This is a genomic window from Marinobacter sp. GH_1 (assembly GCF_048595985.1).
GTDB lineage: Bacteria > Pseudomonadota > Gammaproteobacteria > Pseudomonadales > Oleiphilaceae > Marinobacter > Marinobacter shengliensis.
Genome location: NZ_CP184460.1, coordinates 365,533 through 388,058 on the forward strand (window position 1 = coordinate 365,533; position 22,526 = coordinate 388,058).

Here is a 22,526-nt window from a genome sequence, read left to right on the forward strand (position 1 = left end):
CTTGTTATGCTGGTTCGATGGCACACAGGGTGCACTTGGTCTCTTGCATCTGCGTGACCGAGTCGTACCCGTATGTCTGAACGGTGTTTGTGGATTCACCTAATACGTAAGGATCGGCACCCTTTGGATATTTGTGCCTGCGATCCTCGCCTTGCAGGTGACCGCCGAAGTGGAATGGCATGAAGGCCACGCCTTCACCAACCCTTTCGGTAACCATTGCTTTCACCTTGATGCGCGCGCCCTCCGGGCCAGACACCCAGACATCCCTGCCGTCGCGAATGTTCATGTTATTCGCGTCGCGCGGATTCACCTCAATGAACATGTCCTGCTGGAGTTCTGCCAGCCAGGGGTTTGAGCGGGTTTCGTCGCCACCCCCTTCGTATTCCACCAGTCGACCGGAGGTCAGAATGATGGGGAAGTCCTTGCTGAAGTCATTCTTCTGAATCGATTCGTACAGCGTTGGCACTCGCCAGAAGGTCTTGTCAGCGTAGGTTGGATAGTCCTCGATCAGGTCGCGACGATTGGTATACAGCGGTTCACGGTGCAGTGGCACGGGGTCCGGGAAGTTCCAGACGATGGTGCGGGCCTTGGCATTACCGAAGGGCGCGCATTCGTGCTTGATGGCCACCCGCTGGATACCGCCTGACAGGTCCGTTTTCCAGTTCGCGGTTGGTCCGCCAACAGCTTCGATGGCAGCCCGTTCCTCTGTGGTCAGATCGCTGTCCCAGCCCAGATCCATCAGCATTTGCATGGTGAATTCCGGGTAACCATCCTTGATTTCGGAGTCTTTGGAGTAAACACCGTCTGCCAGAATGTTCTGGCCGTTGTGTTCCACCCCGAATCGCGCCCGGAAGGTGAGGCCGCCTTTGGAGACTGGCACCGACATGTCGTACAGGATATGCGTACCCGGGTGGTTCATCTCCGCTGTGCCCCAGCAGGGCCAGGGCAAACCGTAGGTGTCTCCATCACAGGGTCCGCCCACTGCGCGCAAGGTGGTCTTGTCGAAGTGGTGCTGATACTGCATGTGTTTTTTCAGGCGCTCTGGCGACTGGCCGGTGTAGCCAATGGTCCACATGCCACGGTTGAACTCGCGGGTGATGTCCTCAATCAGTGGCTCGTTGCCCTCAATGGCGATATTGCGGAACATGCGATCGGTGAAGCCAAACTTGTCCGCAAGGAGCTTCATGATTTCGTGGTCGACCTTTGAATCGAACAGAGGCTCAATCACTTTTTCACGCCACTGCAGAGAGCGGTTCGAGGCGGTCACCGAACCTGTAGTCTCGAACTGGGTGGTGGCCGGCAGCAGGTAAGCACCATCTTTACGATCATGGAGCACCGCTGACACCGTCGGGAAGGGGTCCACCACAACCAGCAGGTCGAGCTTCTCCATGGCCTCTTTCATTTCCAGCATACGGGTCTGCGAATTAGGTGCATGGCCCCACAGCACCATGGCCCGGGTGTTGTCGGGCTGCTCGAGGTTTTCCTTGGCTTCCAGAACGCCATCTATCCAGCGGGATACCGGAATGCCTTTTTCGTTGATCATGGCCCGGGATTTGCCATCTTTGTCCCAAGTGGCAAAACGACCCTTCAGCCAGTCCATGTCCTCTTCCCAGACCCGTGCCCAATGGGCCCAGGAACCGGCGGTCAGGCCGTAGTAGCCGGGCAGGGTATCGGCCAGTACGCCCAGATCGGTTGCGCCCTGTACGTTGTCGTGGCCGCGGAAAATGTTGGTGCCGCCGCCGGCTACGCCCATATTGCCCAGAGCCAGTTGCAGTACGCAGTAGGCACGGGTGTTGTTGTTGCCGTTGGTATGCTGGGTACCACCCATGCACCAGATCACCGTGCCCGGGCGATTGTTGACCAAGGTACGGGCAACCCGCTCCAGTTGCGCTCCGGGTGCACCGGTTACTCGCTCTACCTCCTCGGGGTTCCAGCGTTTAACCTCTTCGCGAATCTGCTCCATGCCATAAACGCGGGTGCGGATAAACTCTTTGTCTTCCCATTTATTTTCGAATATGTGCCAGAGAATGCCCCAGATCAGCGCGACGTCTGAACCTGGGCGGAAGCGCACAAACTCGTCGGCATGAGCGGCCGTTCGGGTGAAGCGTGGATCGCAGACAATCAGTGGTGCGTTGTTTTCTTCCTTGGCTTTAAGAATGTGCAGCAGCGATACCGGGTGTGCTTCGGCCGGGTTGCCCCCTATCAGGAAGATGGCCTTGGAATTGTGGATGTCGTTGTAGGAGTTGGTCATCGCCCCGTAGCCCCAGGTATTGGCTACACCGGCAACGGTGGTGGAGTGACAGATCCTGGCCTGGTGGTCGACGTTGTTGGTGCCCCAGTAAGCGGCAAACTTCCGGAACAAATAGGCCTGCTCGTTGTTGAACTTCGCGCTGCCGAGCCAATAGACGGAATCCGGGCCGCTCTCGTCGCGAATCTGGAGCATCTTGTCGCCAATCTCGTTGATGGCGTCGTCCCAGGAGATCTTCTGCCACTGACCGTTCACCATTTTCATGGGTGACTTCAGACGGCGCTCACCGTGGGCATGCTCCCGTACCGAAGCGCCTTTGGCGCAGTGGGCGCCCATGTTGAAGGGGCTGTCCCATCCAGGCTCCTGACCAATCCAGGTGCCGTTCTGAACCTCCGCTTCCACCGTGCAGCCTACCGAGCAGTGGGTACACACGGATTTTCTGCGAACGACGTTTCCGCCTTCAGTCGATGGCGTTGAGGCCTGTACCCGTGTGGTTGGTAACGACAACGCAGCCAGCCCGCCCACGGCAACTCCGGAGGCGGTCAAAAAGCCCCGTCGGTCCATGGTGGTTGCAGCGAGGGATGAAAGTAAAGAACCCGCCCGGGGGCCTTTCGCTACCCCGTTGGTTTTCTTCCTTAACATGTCCAATACCTCTCTCTTTTATTGTTCTCGTTCTACCGGGGGCAGGGTCATCCAAGAGCATCACGCAATCTTGAACGGCCTGGCTCCGGTCAAAAGCGAGCCGATTCGAAATACTTGCGCGTATGTTCTGTGTCGCGCAGGCCGCTGCTTTTCGGTACGTCTTTAACGACCTCGGCTGCGGCGTTCGGTGCTACCGTCATTGCAACTGCAGCGGGGGCAGCGGCAACGGCCATCCGCAAAAAATGTCGGCGGCTGTTTTCTTTATTACGGTCGTTCATACAACATCTCCACCTGGTTCAGGGGATCGAGCTGATCCCGGTTACTGGATTGCAAAGGCGTCTGCTTCTACGGCCATGAATGCTTTACCAAGCGAGCCCACGGGGGCGTAGAAGATGGCACTTTGCGCTTGCTCCAGATCGGTAAAAAACAATCGCGCCCACTTTGCCATGTGGGCGTCAAAAAACGCTTTTTGCGACGGCAGGTCGCTGTCGCACTCAAATTCGCCGGTGATAATGCCCGCCATGGTTTCACACAGCGTGCCCATGTGATCTTCCGGCTCTTTGACGTCGGCACGGGCACGGATGCCCCTTGCCATCAAATCACTGCGAAGGTTCGCAAGAGGCTTTTCGTTCAGGAACCCGGTCAGGTAATAGCTGGCGTAAGGCAGCAGCTCTCCACGGCCAAGGCCCACGAACAGATTGTTATACTCTCGCTCCGCGTCGGTGGCCGAGGTGCGTTGGGCGAGGGCCGCAAGGTTCTTCGAGGCAGACCCAATGAGGGTGTCGTCGCCCTTGAGAGTCGCCAGCCCCCTCAGCAACTCACTTGACGGTGGGTTGCTCAACAGGGTGCCCAGTAGCTGGTAAATCTGGGCTCTGGCTCGATCCTCTTCACTGATCGAGCGAGGACAAAGGCTTTCAGCAGTGTTGGCCAAATCACGTTCCTTCATGTTGTTGTTCAAATTTTGTGCTATCTAGATTTATAGTCCCGAAAGGGCGATGGCGCAACCAGTCTCGAGACATGTCCGGTTTGTGGTGGTGTTTAATCAAACCTCATTCTTGGCCGGTAACGTGGGGCCGGTTCTGCCTCTTCATCCTGCGCGTCCGACAGCGATGGTGGTTGCCTGGGCTGGCTTGAAGAGTCAATGGCTGGCTCTGGTTCCGAAGACCCCTCCGGTGGCGAAGTTTCCCGGGTATTGACTGGTTCCGGCTCGCCGGTCTGCGGTTCTGCGTGTTCTATTGTTGGTTCGGTCTTTGTCGCCGTTTTGTCGAACATGCCCTGGCCGACTTTGTACAACGTCTTGACGGCTTCGCCTGCGGTTGCCGCGTCTGTGTAGTCCTCGTCGTAGTCGTTGAGGCCATCCAGCACCGCCAGGACTGGGTTGGATTTCCAGAGTGCGCGCAGTGCCTTGCGGCGCAACAATTCGGGGATCTCCTTGCGCATGAACCCGGTGATGTCGGTGCCGAGTGTGATGGTGTCCGGATCCGGCAAGCCGTATTTTTCGAGCACTTCGTGCTCAGGCAGCGCCTGGTTAATTGCGAGCTCCTGCTCTTCGGCGGGGGGCTCATTCTCAACAGGTAAGGGGGTGGTGGGGCCAGCCTGCTTGCTGGCTTCGGCTTTCTTGCGCGACCATCTTTGCAAACGTGATTCAGTCATCACTGCACATTCGGTTTTTTGATGTTTGTCGGAGCCCGGTAAACGTCGCTCTCCTGACGAATACGGGGGTCGCCTTTGCCCTCTTCGACGGCATCTACGTCAACCCGGTCGCGGCGGCGTTTCTTGAAGGGCTCATCGACGAAGTGCATATCAATAAATTCTTTGATCCAGGCCGCCAGTGACTCTGGGATCGGAACGGGTTCGACGATGCTTTCGCCGCTGTCCAGGGTATCGAGGGCTTCATGGGCGCTGGCGGTGATGGTGGTGACGACCCATCCCGCCGGGGACTGACCGGTGGTATCTCTGTCCAACACGACCCAAACAGAGGGGACGGCCATGTTGAGGGAAACAAGGTAACCTTCCACATCAGCACGAAACAGCTCCATGGTCACGGTGCCGGCGTGGTAATCCACCACATCGCCATTGCGGACCATTTCTTTCCAGAACGCCTCTGGCGCACCGGGAATCACAGCAACGGGTGTCCAGATATCACGTGCCCACCGGGTGATTCCGGGGGTACGCCGAACCACCGCGCCGACCGGCAATTCTCGTTTCCAACTGTCCGTACGACTGCTCATGATGTTTCTCTTTCTTATTGTCTCTTGAAGCTAGCAGAGCCCCGGCAATTATCCAATTATCCGATTGTCCAAGGCCAAACAGCTGTGGCATGCTCGAAGAGCCACGGTTGAAATCAATACGTACAAAAATAACTAAAAGAGTAATTTTCCTGATGACGCCAACTAAAACCCTTCTGTTATGCACCTGCGAAAAAACGCAGGCCGTCAGTCCCGAGGCGCTGAAAGCGGCTTCGGCGGCCGGGCAGGTGATTGTTGTGGATGAGTTGTGTGGCAAGGACATGGCTACGGCCGCCGAACACCTGAGCGGTGCTGGTGAAGTGCTCATTGCCTGCGGCCAGCAAGCGGCGTTATTCGAGCGCCTGGGAGAGGATGTGCAAGCGGAAGTGGGCCAGTCCGCGCCGTTGAGCACCATCGATATCCGGGACCGTGCCGGCTGGAGCGCGCCGGATGCCAATCCCAAACGCCTGCATGCCAAGCAGGCCGCGTTGATGGCCGGGGCGCAGCTGCCAGCGGCCATGGCGCCGGCAAAGCTCATTCAGTCCAGTGGCGTCTGCTGTATCGTTGGCCCAACCGACCAGGCCATCCGGATGGCGGAACTGGTGCAGGATGAGCTTGGCGTTACCTGTGTTGTGAGCGATGCCGGCCCTGTCCAGTTACCCTCTGCCAGGTACGACGTAGCCAGGGGTAAACTGGCCTCGGCCAAGGGGGCGCTGGGCAATTTCGAGCTGGAATTTGCCCAGCTGCAAATGCTCAATCCGGCGGGCCGGGGTGCACCGGCCTATGGCGACGCCAAGGCCACGGCCCGCAGCGAGTGCGACATTTTCATCGATCTGCGGGGCGGTGCCCCGGCATTTCCACACTACCAGAAGCGCAACGGCTATTTCTGGGCTGACCCGGCCAAAAGCGGTGAGCTGGAGCGCATTGCCCTGACCGCCAGAGAGCGGGTGGGTGAGTTTGAGAAAACCGTGTATTTCCGTCTGGAAGAATCCCTGTGCGCCCACTCGCGGGCGAACCAGCCCGGTTGTACCCGTTGCCTGGACGTCTGCTCCACGGAGGCGATATTTTCAGCCGGCGATCACATTCAGATCGATTCCGATATCTGCGCCGGTTGCGGGACTTGTGCGGCGGTTTGCCCGACCTCCGCCATTACCATGAACGAAACCCCCTTTGAGTCCATTACCAAAGCGCTCGACGTGATGGCCAGGACCTACCGGGAGCATGCGGGCGAGGCACCACGGCTGGTCTTTCATAGCCTGGGTGCTGGTGCCGAGGCCATTGCCTACCTGGCCAGGTATCACGACGGGCTGGCGGACGACGTGATTCCGTTTGGCCTGGAACAGATTGACCGCATTGGTCATGCAGAGATACTGGCGGCCTTTGGTGCAGGCTATGCCGAAGTGCTGATGCTGGCCGACAGCGAACTGGATCGTCGGGCTGTCGCCGCTGAAGTGGAACTGGCCAAGGCCATGCTGGTGGGCACCCACAATTCTCCCAGCCGTATTCGGGTCATTGCCGCGGAACATCTAGGTGAAGCCGGTGACAATGCCGGTCGCCTGAGTGAACCTGTGTTGCTGGTGGGTGGCCGCCGGGATATCACCAGAGTTGCCGTCACCGCTATGGCAGACAAAATTGAGGCGCCCATCCCCCTGCCGGCGGGCGCGCCCTACGGCGCCATCGAAATTGATTCAGACAAGTGCACGTTGTGCCTTGCCTGTGTATCCCTGTGCCCGACCGGTGCGCTTGGCGATCACCCGGACAGGCCGGAAGTTCAGTTCACCGAGAACGCCTGCGTGCAGTGCGGTGTCTGCGAGAGCACCTGCCCGGAAACCGCCATCACTCTGAAACCACAACTGGACCTGTCCAAGGCGGCACTGAGCGCCCGTGCCCTGCACGGTGAAGATCCCTTCGAATGTATCCAGTGTGGTAAACCCTTTGGTGTTGCCAGCACCATTAACCGGATTGTTGAAAAGCTGGAAAACCAACACTGGATGTACACCAAGTCTGACAACGTCCAGCTCATCAAGATGTGTGACGATTGCCGGGTGAAGGCCCAGTTCCATGGTGACAGTGCGCCCATGGCCAGCGGCGAGCGCCCCCGGGTTCGCACCAGTGATGACTATCGCGACCACTAAATCTGATCGGGACATTGTATGGTTCAATACGTTAACGCCGACAAAAGTAATCTGATCGGAACCGATGCGCCTCGGCCGCAGGACAAGAATCCGAGAGGCATCAGCCGGATCATCGCCATTGCCTCGGGCAAGGGGGGTGTTGGCAAATCCACCGTGGCCTCCAACCTGGCGGTGGCGCTGGCATCGAAGGGGCTCAAAGTGGGGCTGCTAGATGCGGATGTCTACGGGCCCAGCCAGCCCCGTATGCTGGGGGTTTCCGGCCGCCCGTCCAGCCCGGACGGGCACACTATTCTGCCCTTGCGCAATCATGGCGTAACACTGATGTCGCTGGGCCTGATGACTACCGAAGACGAAGCAATCGTGTGGCGTGGGCCGATGCTGATGGGTGCCCTGGAACAGATGATGAATCAGGTGGACTGGGGCAGGCTGGACGTGTTGCTGGTGGACCTGCCCCCGGGCACCGGCGATGTCCAGATGACGCTGAGCCAGAAGTTCTTCGTGGCTGGCGCCGTCGTGGTGTCGACACCCCAGGACATTGCCCTGATGGACGCGCGCAAGGGCATCGACATGTTCAACCGTATGGAGGTGCCCCTGTTCGGGTTGATCGAGAACATGGCGTCGTTTGTCTGCGACGGTTGCGGCAAGGAGCATCATCCCTTCGGTTCTGGCGGCGCCAGGGCGGAAGCGAAAAAGCTTGGGGCGCCTTTCCTGGGCGAAATCCCGCTGGACCTGGATATCCGGGTCGGATCCGACGGCGGCGTGCCGATTGTGGTGTCGAAACCGGAAAGCCCCCAGGCCAGGGCATTCCAGCGAATCGCCGACGAAATTGTTGCCTCTGATGTGTATGCCCGGGCTGTGTTATGAACCAATCTCCCCAGTTCCCGCCACTGCTGACGGGCGAGGTGGTGCCCAAGCATACCGACCCTTTTGACAAGGCGGTCAGCCGTGCCATCGCCGGGGTCGATTCTGGCACCATCTTCTACTCGCAAGGGGAGGATACCTTGCGTGCCGCGCTTGTGTTGGCACCGGAAACGCCACTGGAAGAGGCCATTCAGGCTGTCTACGTGGCCCAGATCGGCTTGGCTGAGAGCCTGGGTGCGCTGGCGCCGCCAGAGGTGCCGGTTCACTTCCAGTGGCCGGATCGTATCAAGGTGAATGGTGCCGTGTGCGGTGGTGTTCGCTTTGCCGCGGACGTGTCTGATCCGAAGGCGTACCCGAACTGGCTGGTAATCGGGATTCATGTGCCGTTCACCATGGCTGGTAACGAGCCCGGTGACAATCCGGACGAAACCTGCCTGTGTGAAGAAGGCTGTGTGGATATCACCCCCATGTCGCTGCTGGAAAGCTGGTCCAAGCACACATTGCTCTGGCTGACCTACTTTCTGGATAGCGGATTCGAGCGCATACATACCGACTGGCGACCACGTTGCGACACCCTTGGCATGCAGATTGACTACCCGCGACCGGGACTCTTCGTTGGCCTCGATGACAAAGGCCGGATGTTGTTACGGGAAGATGTGATGACAGAAACCGTAAGCCTGATTGAATTCGCGGAGCACCTATGAAACTGGCCCGAACCCTGCGACTGGATGTGTCCGATGACAATGTGTTCGAGAATCCGGCGCCGAGCGGCGAATGGGCTATTTCGGGCGGATTCGAGTTCTCCAACTGGACCGACGCGGAGCTGAAGGGCAAAGCCCGGCAGGCCTTCAGTAATGGTTGGTACAGCATCGAATCCGGTGGTCGAGCCAGTTTCGTGGGTGTGTGTGACATTACCGAAACCGAACTGGAGGGGTTGCGCCGGACCCTGGCGCAAACCTTTGTCGAGCAATACGGGGCGCCAGACATAGAGGCGGCCTACCCCGTGGCTTGCGAAGAAATCGATCAGATGCGCAGCATGTGTGAGGACTTCGAAGACAACACCCTGCTGATGGTCAGCCGAACCCTGACCGAACTGGGGGTTGAGGAAACCTACCGTTCCCGGGCCCCGCAGGATGCCTCACTGGAAGCCTTCGCTGTGCACGGCAGCGTCGAGTAATTACAACCCGAAGCTGCCATAAGGAATAAAGCGAACGGGCGTTCCCGGCTCGATTTTCTGCGCGCTTTCGTCCAGCTCCACCAAACCTTCAGACCAGGCCAGTCCGGTGACCCGCCCGGAGCCCTCGGAACCGAATACCTCAACCTGCCCGTCCCGCACCCGTGCCCGCAACATCTCACTGCGCCCCGGTTTTTTGTTCTTGGAAAAGTTGGCGGGAATCGGATAACTCCGGGGTTCAAACCACTCACCCCCGGCCAGCAATGCCATGGCCGGTGCGGCAAAGCGTAGTGCACACACCCAGGCTGCCACCGGGTTGCCCGGCAGGCCCACCACGGGTGTGCCTTTGAACATGGCCAGAGCCAGGGGACGCCCGGGTTTGATGGCAATGCGCCAGTTGCTGATCTCGCCATGGGCTTTCAGGGTTTTCGACACATGATCCTCATCCCCTGCGGAAACGCCGCCGCTGGTAAGAATCAGGTCGCAGAGTTCCGCACCGCGCTCCAGTGCTGCTTTAACGTCCTCGGACCGGTCCAGCGCATGGCCCAGGTCGACCAGTTCATAGCCCAGTTGCGTCACCATGGCGCTGAGCATCGGGCGGTTGGCGTCGTAAATCTGCCAGTCAGTGACCGGAGCACCTACGGGCTTGACTTCGTCTCCCGTGGACAACACGCCAACACGCAGCCGCTGGTAAACATCCACCGATTCGATGCCGACGCTGGCGAGTACCGAAATCTGGGTGGGCGTCAGCCGGGTGCCGGCGGTCAGAATACAATCCTGTACCTGGATATCCTCGCCGGCTTGGCGCCGATTGGCGCCGGCCTTTAACGTGCCATTCAGGTGGAGCTGGCCATCGATGACCTCGCAGTCTTCTTCCAGCACCACGGTGTCTGTGCCTGCCGGCATCACCGCGCCGGTCAGTATGCGTATGGCGTGCCCCTCGGGAACCTGGCCCTTGTAGGGTTCACCGGCCGCACTTCGGCCATCTATCAGTGGCAGCACGCAAGGGACTTCGGTTAGAGGGCCGGCAAGGGCATAGCCATCGACGGCGGAATTGCTGCTCGGGGGATGGGCTCTGGGGGCATAGACATCCCTGGCCAGTATCCGGCCGTTGAGCTGAGCCAGCGGAACGTCTTGATCCACACCCACCACCGGGTGCAGGCGGGAACGCAGCCGCGCCAGCGCTTCGTCTACCGGTGTCCAGTTCACCCCGGGCGGCAGGGCAAAGCAGTCGTTGCGGAGCGGTGTCGTGGGGCTCCCGTTATTGGCGGCGTTGCTCATGGTTGTTCACGCTTCAGAATAAAGTCAGTGATGCCGGTGACATCGTTGATGTCGAAGACCGGGCCCGGGAAATCCGCGGCATAGTCCGCCGCCACCGCTACAATGCTTGGGTCCTGCGGATACAGGGGGGCGTGGGAGCTGTCCTGCCGGTGAACTTCAATTTTGGGATGGGCGTTGGTTTTGAATCCCTCAACCACGACCCAGTCGCAGGGGCCCAGCCTGGCCAGCAACTCATCCAGAGTTGGCTCCCGGGCGCCCCGGAGTTCATGCATGATGGCAAAGCGTTGGCCGCCCGCGAGGATCACTTCCTGAGCGCCAGCCTGCCGGTGCTTGTAGCTGTCGGTTCCGGGTTGGTCTATGTCCACCAGGTGGTGGGCGTGTTTGATGGCGTTAACGGTTAAACCTCTGCTGGACAACTCGTGAATCACGGCGCTGGCCAGGGTGGTCTTGCCCGAATTCTTCCAGCCTACGATACCTATCACGTTCACGTCAGATGCTGCTCCGCCCAAGCCAGGTCTTCCGGTGTATTGATGTTGAAGAAGTCGGCCTCATCGAACATCACCAGGGTTTCACCGTTGGCCAGAGTCCACTGGCGAATTTTGCGCACACCGTCGTTCAGGGCCGCTCGCAGGTCATGGCGCAACGCCACCTGCCAGCGGCCAAATGTGGGCTGTGGTATCCGCCCACGTTCCGGGTCTGGTGTGGCTGCCAGCACCACCGGGGCGCCAGATTCGGACAGGCGCTCGACCATGTCCAGGGGAAAAGAGGGGGTATCCGCCGCAACGCTGATCAGCCACTCATGGCCCTGTTCTGCCGCCCAGTCCATGCCCGCCAGAATGCCCGCCAGTGGGCCGGCGTAGTCGGGTATGGAGTCGGCGACCACCGGCAATCCCAGATCATCGAACCGGGACAGATCGCCATTGGCATTCAGTACTACGGCGTCTACCTGCGGTGTTATCCGCTCGATAACCCGATGAATCAGGGAGCGGCCCCCCAGCATCAACCGGCCTTTATCGCCACCGCCCATTCGGTGGGCCTGGCCCCCGGCCAGAATCACGGCGCACTCAGTCATGCTCAGCCCCTTTTCGACGCATTTTCTTGTCCTCATCGGGAACCTGAGACAGGTCCTGATCAAACACCAAGCGGTGTTGGCCACTGAGGCAGGTAAATTTTTTGCCCCGCATCCGACCGATCAGGGTTAGCCCCACCTGGCGGGCAATATCCACGCCCCAGGCGGTGAAACCGGAGCGGCTGATCAGGGTCGGGATGCCCATCAGGGAGGTTTTAATCACCATTTCGGAGGTTAAACGGCCGGTGGTGTAGAGCACCTTGTCAGCCGCGGACACGTTGTGTTGATGCATCCAGCCGGCAATCTTGTCGACCGCGTTGTGGCGCCCGACATCCTCCATGTACGCCAGAATCCTGCGGCCCTGGCACAGCGCGGTGCCATGGATGGCGCCGGTTTCCATATAAAGGCTTGGGGTGTGGTTGATCTGGTAGGAGAGATCGTAAAAGGTACTGGTGTGTACCGGGGTGTCTGGCAGCGAAAGCCCGTCCAGCCCTGCCATCATGTCACCAAACACCGTGCCGACCGCACAGCCGGAGGTGCGGGTTTTCTTTTCCAGCTTGTCCTCGACATCGGTGACACCGGCGGTGCGCACCACGACGACTTCCAGCTCTTCGTCGAAATCAATCCCGGTGACCTGATCTGTCTCTTTCAGCATGCCCTGATTCAACAGGAAACCGAGGGCCAGGTATTCGGGGTGATCGCCAATGGTCATGGCGGTGACGATTTCCTGGCTGTTCAGGTAGATGGTCAGGGGGCGCTCTTCAATAACGCTGATGGCTTTCGGTTGGCCGGTTTCACCAACACCCTCGACTGCCCGGGACAGTCGAGGGTCTTTCGGGTCTGGAAGTATGGCATCAATGGTCATTATTATTCTGGCTCTCTCACGGATTCCGCATACCGCATTATGTACGGACATAGCCAGAGATTAGCCTATTTGGCATTCGGGAAAAACAGCTGTTGTCCATTCACTTTAAAGTCAGCAATCGCTTGCTGTCCCTCTTTGGAAATCAGCCAGTTGTGCCACTGACGGGCCAGATCGTGTTTGAGGTGGGGGTGTTTCTGTTCCGAGAGCAACAAGCTGCCGTACTGGTTGAACAGCACGTTGTCGCCTTCAAACAGCAGGGTCAGGTTCTGGCGGTTGCCGAACGCTACCCAGGTGGCGCGATCCGACATCACGTAGGCGTCCATGGCCGCAGCCGTGTTAAGTGTTGGCCCCATGCCGCTGCCGAGCTCCCGGTACCAGTCGCCATCGGGCTCGACACCGGCGTTTTCCCAAAGGCGCAACTCGGCGCGGTTGGTGCCACTGTCATCACCCCGTGATGTGAACGGGGCCCGGGCATTGGCGATGGCCGCGAAGGCCTCGGCGGCGGTTCCGGCGTTGCGGACATTGGCGGGGTCGTTTGCTGGACCAATCAGTACAAAGTCGTTGTACATCACATCCGCCCGCCCGGTGGCATGTCCGTTGTCAATAAATCGCTTTTCGCCGCTGGTGTCATGTACCAGAAGACTGTCGGCGTCGCCGCGGCGGGCAAGCTCAAAGGCCTGCCCGGTGCCCACGGCCACAACCCGCACGTCGATGCCGCTGGCGCTTTTGAATTTGGGCAGAATAGAGTCGAACAGCCCCGAGTTTTCCGTCGAGGTGGTGGAAGCGAGAATGATGTATCCCTCGGCGTGCGCACCGAGCGATATGCCCATCGCCATCACACTTGCAAACAGCAGATTCAGGGTCTTTTTCATCTTGTTTTTCCTTCCGTGCGTTGGGAGTGATTTTCCGGTTACTTGATGTCGAAGTCCTGAGGTGGAGTTATTCCACCAGTTCTCCAGTAACGAACGCCTGCGCCTCGCGGGATACGGGGTTGCTGAAGAAGGTGTCAGCCGCCGTGTGTTCGCGCACTTTTCCCCCAGACAGGAACAGAACGTCACCGGCGAGCCGACGGGCCTGATGTAAATCGTGGGTGGTCATCACAATGCGTGTGCCTCGCTGGTGAAAATCCAGCACGGAGGCCTCTACGGCCTTAATCGCGGCCGGGTCAAGCGCCGAGGTGGGCTCGTCAAGAAACAGTACCTGCGGCGAGAGCACCCAGGCCCGCGCCAACGCAAGGCGTTGTTGTTGTCCACCCGAAAGCACCCGTGCGGGTGTGTGTGCGCAGGCCGACAGGCCGAAGCGTTCAAGGGCATCCAGTGCCAGTTTCGCCCGTGCCCGACGGGGGACGTTGTTGACCGCCAGAGCGTGCCGGAGATTGGCCACCGCAGAGCGGCGCAGAAGCACCGGTTGCTGGAACACCATGGCCTGACGGGGAATGCCCTCATCCGACCAAATAATCCGGCCCTGGGTGGGCGACAGCAGCCCGTGAGCCAGGCGCAGCAGGAGGCTTTTGCCGGCGCCGTTGGGGCCCATCACCAGGGTAGGGCCGGGGCCGTCCAGGGTGAAGGAACAGGGGCCCAGCAATGTGTTTTCCTCATGATGGAAGGCGACACCCTGGAAGGACAGGGCCGGTGGTGGAAGCAGAACGGATCTGGAGAAGAAGGGTGCGTTCAGTGATGTCATCCTGTCCGCCTCCTGCTCAGTTCACCCACAAGATAGGCGCCGGCGTTAATCAGCATGACCAGCGTCAAAAGCACAATGCCGAGCCCGAGCGCCAGGGGCAGATTACCTTTGCCAGTTTCCAGCACAATGGCGGTGGTCATTACCCGGGTGACCCCATCAATATTGCCGCCCACCATCATCACCGCGCCCACTTCGGCGCTGGCCCGGCCAAACCCGGCGAGCAGCACCGTCAGCAGCGCAAAACGGGCATCCCAGAGCAGGGTGGGCATCATGCGAGCCCGGGACATACCGAGAGACACGAACTGTTCCCGGTACTCGCCCAGCATCTCTTCCACCTTCTGGCGCGACAGCGCAGCCAGGATGGGCAGCACCAGCACCACCTGGGCGATCACCATGGCGCCGGGTGTAAACAGAAGCCCCCACTCACCGAGCGGCCCGGCGCGGGAGAGCAGTAAATACACCATCAGCCCGGCCACCACCGGCGGGAGTCCCATAAGTGCGTTCAGCACCACGACCACGGCGCCGCGTCCCGGGAAGCGCCACAGCGCCACTGCAGCGCCAAGCGGAAACCCCAGCACCGCTGCAATCAGCACGGCCAGAAGCGACACCTGTAGCGAGAGCGCGACGATCTGGATTAGCGAGGCGTCGAGGCTTAACAGCAACGACAACGCCACATAGAACGCATTATTTTCCACTGCTGCGTCTCCTTATTATTTGAGCATCGTGGCGTTTTTAACTACGCTTTGCACAGCCTTCCGGAATTCATGCAGCGTGAAACAGTCCTGTGCTTTCCCTGCGCCGCTGGAGAAAATGATGCCGCTTCCTGCTTATCTCACCACCGCTGAGGCCGCCGAGTATTTGCGGCTCAAAGAGCGCAAGGTTTACGACCTGGTCAGCCAGGGCGTGATTCCCTGTGTACGGGTGACAGGCAAGCTTCTCTTCCCGCGCCAGCGGCTGGATCTGTGGTTGATGAACCACCTGGAGGGTGACGATGCCGTCAGCACGCCGATCCCGCCCGTTCTGGCGGGCAGCCAGGACCCGCTGCTGGAATGGGCGGTGAAGGAAAGCGGCGCGGAACTCGCTTTGCTGTGCCAGGGGAGCGGTGATGGCGTGCAGAGACTGGTGGATGGGCGCGCCATGCTCGCCGGCATGCATATCTGGCACGAAGAAAGCCAGTGTTACAACGACCCGGCCACCCTCGGTCTGAGCGGCATGCGCGACCTGGTGTTGATTCGGTGGGCAAAACGTCAGCAGGGGCTTCTGCTGGCCGCCGACAACCCTCACCAATTGGTACGGCTAGAGGACATCGCCCGCCCCGGCATACGGGTCGCCCATCGCCAGCCCGACGCCGGCGTCAGCCACCTGCTGCAGAGTTTACTCGCTCGCCACCGTATTGACGCGAAACAACTCAGATGGGCTGTTCACCCGTCACTCAGCGAGGACGACCTAGCGCTGGCCATTCGCCAGGGCGAAGCGGATATTGGTCTGGGTATCGAAGCGGCAGCACGCCGCCAGGGCTTGGCGTTTATTCCTCTGCAGCAGGAGCATTTTGATCTCGCCATGCGCCGGCGTCACTACTTTGAGCCCGCCATGCAGCGCTTGCTGGCGTTCGCCCGATGCGCGCGCTTTGGTCAGCGGGCAGAGGCGTTGGGGGGGTATGACATCAGTGAGTTGGGGCGGGTGGTTTATAACGCGTGAGGGGGAGGGGCGAACGAAAGTTCTGCATCTGCTCTCGGGTGAACCAGAGTTCCACAAAAAAGCCCACGCGAGGTGGGCTTTTTTATTGAATATGGCCCGCCCGAGAGGATTCGAACCTCTGACCTCCGCCTCCGGAGGGCGCCGATTGGGGTCGGTTTGGAGTGAGGTCGGTGGGTCTAAGTCGTTGTTCGTCAGTAACTTGCAGGCCGGGCGGAAGTTCAAAAAAAGTTCTTTTAACACCGATAGTTACACGTTTTATCCCAAGTTTGGGCACACATTTGTCAGGTTAGAGATGGCTCTAACTGGACAGAATGACCACTGCCCCAACCGCTTAATTTCTAGTTTTGCAGTTTACTATGCGAACTTCAAGCTCAGAAAAAATGTCTGGTTTTAACTGTCCGAAATTGGACAGTAGTCGAGCGGGGTAGTCCGAAAGTCCGCCTGTAGAAAGTTATATTTTGCGAGAGAGTATCACCCATCGGCACTCGTTAATAGTCAAGGGTTGGCCGCATCACAGGTCATTGGGAATGACGGGGGATGTTCGGCTAACCACCTGGCTGACACTTGGGGCGATTAGAATAAAGTTTAGTAATTCAGGCTTACCTGACAGCAAAGAACCGGTGCCTGTAAAGTCGATTGACTACAGCTGAACTTTCAAAGTAATCGGGTGTTCTTACCTAGTCTGGCGGCACGTTAATCCGTAAGAGCTGACCGCGTCGATGGGAGGGAACTAGAAAAGCAAGGGAAAGCGACTTAGTCTCCACATCTGGATTGAGTGGCCGTTGTAACAGGTATGACTCGACAGTAGGCCATGCTCGTTAACTCATAGTATTAACCGGAGAGACTGGATTTGAGTCGTCGCTGCGAATATGCCTTCCTGTTGCTCTTCGTTATTAGTGTTTTGCCCGCCAGTCTCAGGGCAGAAGTTGTTAACCTGTCCTGGGATAACGACCTGCTTACCGGAACCGATCGCGGCTATACAAACGGGGTACGCTTTTCGTATCTGACAGACACCGCTGACGAGAACGATGGAAAGTCGGCAAGATTTGCCCGGACTCTGCGTGATGAGCTGCGCTTTCTGCCAGGTATTGGAACTGCTGATTCAAAGCAGGCGGTAAGCCTGAGTTTGCGGCAATTCATGGTTACGCCTGAAGATATTACGGTTGAAGGTCCGCAGTTCGACGACATTCCCTATGCCGGCCACCTGTCGCTCAGCGGCACACTATGGAGCTGGAACGCCGATACGATTACCGGCTTTGGTGCTCACATTGGTGTTATTGGGCCCGAAAGCGGTGCCGAGTCGGTTCAGAAATGGGTGCACAAAGCCACGGGAAGCGACAAGCCGCAAGGGTGGGGGAATCAGCTTGGAACCGATGTGGTGGGTGGCATTCAGGCTGCGCATGGCCGGAAACTCCTGCAACTCGGGCAGGGCGGCAACATTGAACAGCGTGTGTCGGTGATCGGATCCGGACTACTGTCGAGTTTTCGAACCTCCGCTAAAACCGGGTTGGTCTGGCAGCTTGGCAGAAACCTTCCTATAAATTTTGTACCGGACTACGCTGGTACCTCCTCAACCATCGCTTTGCCGGGCTCGTTCAAGGATTCAGGCAGTAGCTGGTCAGTATATGTGGGGCTGGGCGTGGAGTATGTAGGCTATTCCTACATCGACGACAATGCCGGGGCTTATCGTTTTGACGAAGGGCCGCTGATTGGTCAGCTTGGTCTGGGCGCTGCCTGGCAGTGGGATCACCTGCTGGCCTCGGTCACACTGCGTGCCTCAACCAGTGAAGACGAGCGTCATAAAGACAACTTCAGCTTTGGGACGCTGTCAGTTTCTTGGGCATTGTAGAAAGGTTGGTTTTGACCGTTGCTTACGGGATGTGGTGGCGCTTGTTCCCGCTGTTAAACAAAAGCGAACATTCAGAAGCGATCGAGTTGACCACCCGAGCGGCCAATTTGTGGTGTCAATCTCCGGCCATGTTGTGGCTTTAATACCAGTGTCGACTGCTGACCGGCATTTACCTTACTTCAACAGGTCGAGTCAGCCCATTAAAAGACCGATCCAGTAACCGAAGTTAAAAACCAGGTACAGGATCGGCACCATCGCAAGCGGAACGAGTAGGGAAGATGCACCTGCCCCAACTAGGATTCCGGTGGCCACCTTCCAGGAGCTGGATCGAGAGATCATTTTTATGTAGGCAAATAAATAACCTAGGACGAGTAGTGCTGAGGCAAAAACAAATATCATTAATCCGAGGGAATAGTTCATCAGGTCAAAGTGTAGCGATAGGTTTTCATCGAAAGAGTAATAGATCCCGAGAAGAGCTTGACGCACGTAGACAAGCCCATGCCAAATCGCTACTGAATATACCGATGCAAGGAAAATGCTCCGAACATTAACAATAGCTCCCAGCCTCAATAGCACATACCAGACGCTGATCGAGAAGAGCGCGGATATGGTGAGGAGGAAAATTACTGCCACGGGTTCATTATGTATAGCTTCTCTGATGACGTTGTCAAAGAGGATCGAGGCGAATCCAAATTTTACAAAAGCGAGCTGTGGGATGTCAGCATCAAGCAGGCAGTATTGCGGGAAGGCGATTTTTGTTGAAAGCAGTAAAGTGAGCTAATGTAGTATTCGTACTTTATGAATATTACTTTTGTGCCATTAGCGGACACTCAATCTTGACACCAAGTGATCAAAAACCAATCGAATACGTTGTGGTACCGGACCACGTTGGGGGCGATAAATATATAAATCCCAAGGCACCGGCTCGACCTCTTCTAACACTCTCACAAGTTTCTCTTGGCGTAATAAGTCTTGGGCCGAAAAGTCAGGAATTTGAGCAAACCCCAGTCCATTTTGTACACCCATTAATTCAGCTTCGGCGTCGGCACTTCGAAAACGTGTTATGGATGGCGTCCACTGTCTGTCCATGGAAAAAACCCACGGCCAAAGCTTTCCCGTATTGCGATCTACTAACCCTGTAACCGGCAAGTGGTTTAGATCTTCAATAGACTCAGGCCTTCCCACTCTATCTATTAAGTCAGGCGAAGCCACGACATACATACTAATTTTGGTGAGCTGGCGAGCAATAAATCGACTATCTCTCATGAAACCGATACGAATCCCAATATCTATTTTTTCGTCAACGACATCCACGCGCTCGTCACTGAGTGTCAGGTCTATATCAAGTTGAGGATGTACTGTTGAGAGTTCCATTAATGCTGGCATCAAGCATTTATGACCAAAACCAACAGGCGCTGCGATACGAACCCGCCCTTGTAATTCATTACCCGAGTCATCGGCACTTGTTTGAAACAATTCATCTACAGCGCGCAGGCGTTCTTTTGCGATCACAGCAAATTTTTCTCCAACCAGGGTCACTTGTATGTGTCGCGTATTTCGATGAAATAAAAGCTCCCCTTGCAATCGCTCTAACTCCTTCACTGCTCGCGTCACTGCCTGAGGAGAAATTCCCAGACGGTTAGCCGCTTCTTTAAAGCTGCGAGACTCTGCAGCAGTACAAAATATCCGGAGCATTTCCAATCTGTTAAGCATCACAGTCACACTCAGGTTTGGTATGAGTACACAAATATTATTCCAAATTCTGGAATTGTCAAATCAAAACGTTTCCATTTATTGGTTTTTGAAGGTGAGGGATAATTTGCTTGTCAGTTAGACGTAGTCATTCATTCAACTGATTTGAGGGTATTAACTATGAGTAGTGTTTTAGCAAACAACATCAGCGGTAAGGTCGTTGTGATCACTGGTGGTAGCAGCGGTTTAGGCGAGACCACGGCAAGACATTTAGCCAGTCTTGGCGCATCTGTTGTTTTAGGTGCCCGACGCATCGACAAGCTTGAAGCTATTGCTGCTGACATACGTACAGCGGGCGGAAACGTTGCGGTTCAAGCGACAGATGTGACTAGCCAGGACGAAGTGAAGGCCCTTGTAAATCTTGCACAAGAGCGCTTCGGTAAAGTTGATGTGGTTATCAATAATGCAGGGTTAATGGCGATTGCACCGTTAGCTGAGACTCGAGTTGACGAATGGGATCGCATGATTGACATCAACGTTAAAGGTCTGCTGTATGGAGTGGCCGCAGCGCTTCCGATCTTTCAGGAACAGGGATCCGGCCACTTTATCAATATTTCGTCCGTAGCGGGTATCAAAGTATTCAGTCCCGGCGGCACGGTTTATAGCGGAACCAAATTCGCTGTTCGCGCAATTGCCGAAGGCTTGCGCCATGAAGTTGGGGGTAAAATTCGTTCAACAATCATTTCACCAGGTGCAGTCGAATCTGAATTAAAACATGGAAGTTCAGATGCTCAGGGTGCAGCCTTTGTAAAAGATTTTTATCAGCAAAATGAAATTCCATCTGAATCTGTTGCTCGTGCTATCGCATACGCAATTGAGCAGCCTGCGGATGTGGATATCAACGAGATTGTTCTGCGCCCAACGGTTCAAGAATTTTAATTCGTTTAATAAAAGACCTATTAACCAGCGGGTGATTTAACCACCCGCTGAATATTCAGATTGTGAGGTTATTGATGACTGCGTTAAACGGACAAATGCGTGCTTTGATATTAGATAGCTATGAAGAAGGTACAGTATTCCGGGATGCCCTGATTAACTTACCTTCTCCATCAGCAGGTCAGGTGCAAGTAAAAATATTTGCGAGTGGCGTCAATCCTATTGATTACAAGATCCGCCAAGGTATCGCTCCTTATGCCATGCCGGAATTACCCGCAGTACTTGGCACTGATTTGGCTGGAGAAGTTGTTGCTATCGGCGACGGCGTCACCGACTTTGCAGTAGGCGATGCAGTTTATGGTCTGACTGGCGGAGTGCGAGGATTGCAAGGCTCATTGGCTGAATATGCCAACGTAGATGCTGAGTTACTTGCTCCCAAACCGAAAAATTTGTCCATGCGTGAAGCTGCGGCTTTACCTCTGGTTGCACTTACCGCTTGGGAAGGTTTGGTTGACAAGGCGAATGTTAAAGCGGGCCAGAAAATCCTTATCCAGGGTGGAGCTGGCGGAGTTGGGCATGTAGCTGTGCAAATTGCTAAGGCCTTAGGTGCCGACGTTTATGCCACTGCATCGACTGGAAAACAACAACTGCTCAAGGCGCTTGGTGCCACGCCGATTGATTATCACACTGCAAGCCCTGCTGACTACGTGGACGCATACACCCAAGGCAAAGGATTCGATATCATTTACGACACTGTCGGTGGCTCTGTACTCGATGCCTCATTAGGTATCATTGCACATTACGGACATATTTTAAGCTGTGCTGCATTCAGCTCACATAACCTCGCACCGTCGTCATTACGCTCTGCAACATTGTCAGCGATTTTTGTGTTACACCCAATGCTCAGCGGAGAGGGGCGCAAACATCATGGTGACATTCTGCGGCAAATTACGGCTCTCGTTGAAGCTGGACAAATTAAGCCATTACTCGATCCGTTACGCTTTTCCCTTGACACGGCAATGGATGCACATAATGCCGTAGAGTTGGGGTCCATGGGTAAAGTCGTTATTGATGTAATTGCTTAAAAAGACATTGTTGAGGATGCATATGAGCCCAGGAAAACTAATTCGAACTGTTCGTTTCCATGAATTAGGTGGTCCCGAGGTGTTAACTATTGACTCGCTGGCGAGTCCAGGTTTGCAGGCCACTGATGTTCGTATTGCGGTCAAAGCTGTTGGGCTCAATCGTGCTGATGCCATGTTTAGGCGAGGCAACTATATAGAAAAGGCTGACCTCCCTTCGCGAATCGGCTATGAAGCATCCGGGATAGTTATTGAAGTCGGGGAAGAGGTAAATCATTTACGCCTTGGGGAAGAGGTTTGTATTGTCCCTCAGATGGGGCTTTCTCAGAATGGCTGCTATGCAGAAGAGATTGTCGTACCAAGTGAATATGTGGCACCCAAACCAGCAGGGCTAACCTTTGCTGAAGGCGCAGCAGCCTGGATGCAGTACCTGACAGCTTATGGCGCTTTGGTCGAAATTGCCAACGTGCAAAAAGGCGATTCAGTACTGATAACCGCCGCATCGAGCAGTGTTGGATTGGCTGCGATTCAAATTGTGAATTCTCTGGGGGGTATCCCTATCGCTACAACTCTAACAGGAGCTAAAAAGGCTGCTGTGCTCGAGGCTGGCGCGGCCCATGTGATTGCAACCCAAGAAGAACCGCTACTGGATAGCTTGAGAAGCATCTTGGGAGCAAACAATTTAAAAATCGCATTTGATGCTGTCGGTGGGCCGCAGATAGCTGAAATTGCTGAAGCAATGAGCCCTGAAGGAACAATAATAGTACACGGAGCATTAAGTCCCGAAACAACCCCTTTTCCCTTAAAAATAGCACTTCGTAAAAGTCTGACAGTTAGGGGGTATGTGTTTACTGAAGTTATAAAAGACATCGAGCGTTTTCGCAGAGCAAAGCAATTTATCCACTCGGGTTTATCCGAAGGAACACTCAAGCCTGTCATTGATCGAAGCTTTAAATTTGAAGAGATAGTAGCAGCGCATCACTATCTGGAGTCAAATCAGCAGATTGGTAAAATAGTGGTCGAACTTGATTAACAGTTCGTAGCTTCCGCTAGTCTCTGGCCGGCGCATAATTCACCGCCAGA

General features: G+C 56.4%; 22 protein-coding genes and 1 tRNA gene. 9 read left to right on the top strand and 14 right to left on the bottom strand.

What is annotated here, in order from left to right; all coding sequences use genetic code 11:
• Positions 1-4: 4 nt before the first annotated feature.
• The 5 genes from ACNSOI_RS01640 to ACNSOI_RS01660 form a co-directional block, all read right to left on the bottom strand.
• Positions 5-2,890, bottom strand: a complete 2,886-nt coding sequence (locus tag ACNSOI_RS01640) for a formate dehydrogenase subunit alpha (protein ID WP_420194969.1) — start codon at positions 2,888-2,890, stop codon at positions 5-7.
• 89 nt (positions 2,891-2,979) lie between these two features.
• Complete coding sequence (locus ACNSOI_RS01645) at positions 2,980-3,168, bottom strand: twin-arginine translocation signal domain-containing protein (RefSeq protein ID WP_058092954.1); 189 nt, start codon at positions 3,166-3,168, stop codon at positions 2,980-2,982.
• Between the two features lie 41 nt (positions 3,169-3,209).
• Positions 3,210-3,821 carry a TorD/DmsD family molecular chaperone gene (locus tag ACNSOI_RS01650; RefSeq protein WP_152437140.1) on the bottom strand — a complete coding sequence of 204 codons (612 nt, stop codon included), beginning with the start codon at positions 3,819-3,821 and terminating at the stop codon, positions 3,210-3,212.
• Between the two features lie 107 nt (positions 3,822-3,928).
• Positions 3,929-4,543 (bottom strand): DUF3306 domain-containing protein, encoded by a 615-nt coding sequence (locus tag ACNSOI_RS01655; RefSeq protein WP_058092952.1) that lies wholly within the window; start codon positions 4,541-4,543, stop codon positions 3,929-3,931.
• The gene (locus ACNSOI_RS01660; protein WP_152437141.1) at positions 4,543-5,121 is read right to left on the bottom strand and encodes a DUF3305 domain-containing protein; all 579 of its coding nucleotides are present in this window, start codon (positions 5,119-5,121) and stop codon (positions 4,543-4,545) included. The genes ACNSOI_RS01655 and ACNSOI_RS01660 overlap by 1 nt, the downstream gene beginning before the upstream one ends.
• Positions 5,122-5,273: 152 nt before the next feature.
• Here ACNSOI_RS01660 and ACNSOI_RS01665 point away from each other — a divergent pair, with 152 nt between their 5' ends.
• Genes ACNSOI_RS01665 through ACNSOI_RS01680 form a run of 4 tightly spaced genes read left to right on the top strand, consistent with a single transcriptional unit; the run spans position 5,274 to position 9,291 of the window.
• On the top strand, positions 5,274-7,253 hold the full coding sequence (locus ACNSOI_RS01665; protein WP_420194970.1) for a 4Fe-4S binding protein: 1,980 nt from the start codon (positions 5,274-5,276) through the stop codon (positions 7,251-7,253).
• A gap of 18 nt (positions 7,254-7,271) precedes the next feature.
• A complete protein-coding gene (locus tag ACNSOI_RS01670; protein WP_076657196.1) occupies positions 7,272-8,117 on the top strand; it encodes an Mrp/NBP35 family ATP-binding protein in 846 nt (281 codons plus the stop codon).
• Positions 8,114-8,818 carry a biotin/lipoate--protein ligase family protein gene (locus ACNSOI_RS01675; protein WP_138436867.1) on the top strand — a complete coding sequence of 235 codons (705 nt, stop codon included), beginning with the start codon at positions 8,114-8,116 and terminating at the stop codon, positions 8,816-8,818. Before ACNSOI_RS01670 ends, ACNSOI_RS01675 begins: the two co-directional genes overlap by 4 nt.
• Positions 8,815-9,291 carry a DUF6505 family protein gene (locus ACNSOI_RS01680; RefSeq protein ID WP_138436866.1) on the top strand — a complete coding sequence of 159 codons (477 nt, stop codon included), beginning with the start codon at positions 8,815-8,817 and terminating at the stop codon, positions 9,289-9,291. The genes ACNSOI_RS01675 and ACNSOI_RS01680 overlap by 4 nt, the downstream gene beginning before the upstream one ends.
• Here the strand turns inward: ACNSOI_RS01680 and ACNSOI_RS01685 are convergent, their stop codons facing one another.
• From ACNSOI_RS01685 to ACNSOI_RS01715, 7 genes are all read right to left on the bottom strand, one after another.
• Positions 9,292-10,569, bottom strand: coding sequence for a molybdopterin-binding protein (locus ACNSOI_RS01685; RefSeq protein WP_342631705.1), 1,278 nt, complete (start codon positions 10,567-10,569; stop codon positions 9,292-9,294).
• Positions 10,566-11,057, bottom strand: a complete 492-nt coding sequence (gene mobB / locus ACNSOI_RS01690) for a molybdopterin-guanine dinucleotide biosynthesis protein B (RefSeq protein ID WP_152437146.1) — start codon at positions 11,055-11,057, stop codon at positions 10,566-10,568. Before mobB ends, ACNSOI_RS01685 begins: the two co-directional genes overlap by 4 nt.
• Positions 11,054-11,641, bottom strand: coding sequence for a molybdenum cofactor guanylyltransferase MobA (gene mobA, locus ACNSOI_RS01695; protein ID WP_420194971.1), 588 nt, complete (start codon positions 11,639-11,641; stop codon positions 11,054-11,056). The genes mobB and mobA overlap by 4 nt, the downstream gene beginning before the upstream one ends.
• Positions 11,634-12,503 carry a formate dehydrogenase accessory sulfurtransferase FdhD gene (locus tag ACNSOI_RS01700; protein ID WP_420194972.1) on the bottom strand — a complete coding sequence of 290 codons (870 nt, stop codon included), beginning with the start codon at positions 12,501-12,503 and terminating at the stop codon, positions 11,634-11,636. The genes mobA and ACNSOI_RS01700 overlap by 8 nt, the downstream gene beginning before the upstream one ends.
• 65 nt (positions 12,504-12,568) lie before the next feature.
• A complete protein-coding gene (locus tag ACNSOI_RS01705; RefSeq protein ID WP_420194973.1) occupies positions 12,569-13,375 on the bottom strand; it encodes a substrate-binding domain-containing protein in 807 nt (268 codons plus the stop codon).
• 67 nt (positions 13,376-13,442) lie between these two features.
• Complete coding sequence (locus ACNSOI_RS01710) at positions 13,443-14,186, bottom strand: ATP-binding cassette domain-containing protein (RefSeq protein WP_420194974.1); 744 nt, start codon at positions 14,184-14,186, stop codon at positions 13,443-13,445.
• Positions 14,183-14,881: an ABC transporter permease gene (locus ACNSOI_RS01715; protein WP_058092941.1), complete on the bottom strand. Its 699-nt coding sequence runs from the start codon at positions 14,879-14,881 to the stop codon at positions 14,183-14,185. The genes ACNSOI_RS01710 and ACNSOI_RS01715 overlap by 4 nt, the downstream gene beginning before the upstream one ends.
• A gap of 76 nt (positions 14,882-14,957) precedes the next feature.
• On the opposite strand from ACNSOI_RS01715, the gene ACNSOI_RS01720 reads away from it, so the two are divergent.
• On the top strand, positions 14,958-15,884 hold the full coding sequence (locus tag ACNSOI_RS01720; RefSeq protein WP_420194975.1) for a substrate-binding domain-containing protein: 927 nt from the start codon (positions 14,958-14,960) through the stop codon (positions 15,882-15,884).
• A gap of 92 nt (positions 15,885-15,976) precedes the next feature.
• On the opposite strand, the gene ACNSOI_RS01725 is transcribed toward ACNSOI_RS01720, so the two are convergent.
• Positions 15,977-16,098: transfer RNA gene (locus tag ACNSOI_RS01725), tRNA-OTHER, on the bottom strand.
• A 636-nt stretch (positions 16,099-16,734) separates the two neighbouring features.
• On the opposite strand from ACNSOI_RS01725, the gene ACNSOI_RS01730 reads away from it, so the two are divergent.
• Positions 16,735-17,733 (top strand): lipid A deacylase LpxR family protein, encoded by a 999-nt coding sequence (locus tag ACNSOI_RS01730; RefSeq protein ID WP_420194976.1) that lies wholly within the window; start codon positions 16,735-16,737, stop codon positions 17,731-17,733.
• Positions 17,734-18,552: 819 nt separating this feature from the next.
• Here ACNSOI_RS01730 and ACNSOI_RS01735 read toward each other — a convergent pair.
• A complete protein-coding gene (locus ACNSOI_RS01735) occupies positions 18,553-19,446 on the bottom strand; it encodes a LysR family transcriptional regulator (RefSeq protein ID WP_420194977.1) in 894 nt (297 codons plus the stop codon).
• A gap of 159 nt (positions 19,447-19,605) precedes the next feature.
• Between ACNSOI_RS01735 and ACNSOI_RS01740 the strand changes: the two genes are divergently transcribed.
• From ACNSOI_RS01740 to ACNSOI_RS01750, 3 genes are all read left to right on the top strand, one after another.
• Positions 19,606-20,364, top strand: a complete 759-nt coding sequence (locus ACNSOI_RS01740) for an SDR family oxidoreductase (protein ID WP_153740097.1) — start codon at positions 19,606-19,608, stop codon at positions 20,362-20,364.
• A 74-nt stretch (positions 20,365-20,438) separates the two neighbouring features.
• Complete coding sequence (locus ACNSOI_RS01745) at positions 20,439-21,446, top strand: zinc-dependent alcohol dehydrogenase family protein (RefSeq protein WP_420194978.1); 1,008 nt, start codon at positions 20,439-20,441, stop codon at positions 21,444-21,446.
• A 22-nt stretch (positions 21,447-21,468) separates the two neighbouring features.
• Positions 21,469-22,476, top strand: coding sequence for a zinc-dependent alcohol dehydrogenase family protein (locus ACNSOI_RS01750; RefSeq protein WP_420194979.1), 1,008 nt, complete (start codon positions 21,469-21,471; stop codon positions 22,474-22,476).
• Positions 22,477-22,526 lie beyond the last annotated feature (50 nt).

What these genes read in the sequence shown, in the direction of transcription:
- ACNSOI_RS01740 (WP_153740097.1), top strand. Translation starts at nt 19,606, where the DNA reads ATGAGTAGTGTTTTAGCAAACAACATCAGCGGTAAGGTCGTTGTGATC.
- ACNSOI_RS01685 (WP_342631705.1), bottom strand. Translation starts at nt 10,569, where the DNA reads ATGAGCAACGCCGCCAATAACGGGAGCCCCACGACACCGCTCCGCAAC.
- ACNSOI_RS01735 (WP_420194977.1), bottom strand. Translation starts at nt 19,446, where the DNA reads ATGCTTAACAGATTGGAAATGCTCCGGATATTTTGTACTGCTGCAGAG.
- ACNSOI_RS01705 (WP_420194973.1), bottom strand. Translation starts at nt 13,375, where the DNA reads ATGAAAAAGACCCTGAATCTGCTGTTTGCAAGTGTGATGGCGATGGGC.
- ACNSOI_RS01710 (WP_420194974.1), bottom strand. Translation starts at nt 14,186, where the DNA reads ATGACATCACTGAACGCACCCTTCTTCTCCAGATCCGTTCTGCTTCCA.
- ACNSOI_RS01670 (WP_076657196.1), top strand. Translation starts at nt 7,272, where the DNA reads ATGGTTCAATACGTTAACGCCGACAAAAGTAATCTGATCGGAACCGAT.
- ACNSOI_RS01745 (WP_420194978.1), top strand. Translation starts at nt 20,439, where the DNA reads ATGACTGCGTTAAACGGACAAATGCGTGCTTTGATATTAGATAGCTAT.
- ACNSOI_RS01680 (WP_138436866.1), top strand. Translation starts at nt 8,815, where the DNA reads ATGAAACTGGCCCGAACCCTGCGACTGGATGTGTCCGATGACAATGTG.
- ACNSOI_RS01645 (WP_058092954.1), bottom strand. Translation starts at nt 3,168, where the DNA reads ATGAACGACCGTAATAAAGAAAACAGCCGCCGACATTTTTTGCGGATG.
- ACNSOI_RS01640 (WP_420194969.1), bottom strand. Translation starts at nt 2,890, where the DNA reads ATGTTAAGGAAGAAAACCAACGGGGTAGCGAAAGGCCCCCGGGCGGGT.
- ACNSOI_RS01655 (WP_058092952.1), bottom strand. Translation starts at nt 4,543, where the DNA reads ATGACTGAATCACGTTTGCAAAGATGGTCGCGCAAGAAAGCCGAAGCC.
- mobA (WP_420194971.1), bottom strand. Translation starts at nt 11,641, where the DNA reads ATGACTGAGTGCGCCGTGATTCTGGCCGGGGGCCAGGCCCACCGAATG.
- ACNSOI_RS01675 (WP_138436867.1), top strand. Translation starts at nt 8,114, where the DNA reads ATGAACCAATCTCCCCAGTTCCCGCCACTGCTGACGGGCGAGGTGGTG.
- ACNSOI_RS01750 (WP_420194979.1), top strand. Translation starts at nt 21,469, where the DNA reads ATGAGCCCAGGAAAACTAATTCGAACTGTTCGTTTCCATGAATTAGGT.
- ACNSOI_RS01700 (WP_420194972.1), bottom strand. Translation starts at nt 12,503, where the DNA reads ATGACCATTGATGCCATACTTCCAGACCCGAAAGACCCTCGACTGTCC.
- ACNSOI_RS01660 (WP_152437141.1), bottom strand. Translation starts at nt 5,121, where the DNA reads ATGAGCAGTCGTACGGACAGTTGGAAACGAGAATTGCCGGTCGGCGCG.
- ACNSOI_RS01665 (WP_420194970.1), top strand. Translation starts at nt 5,274, where the DNA reads ATGACGCCAACTAAAACCCTTCTGTTATGCACCTGCGAAAAAACGCAG.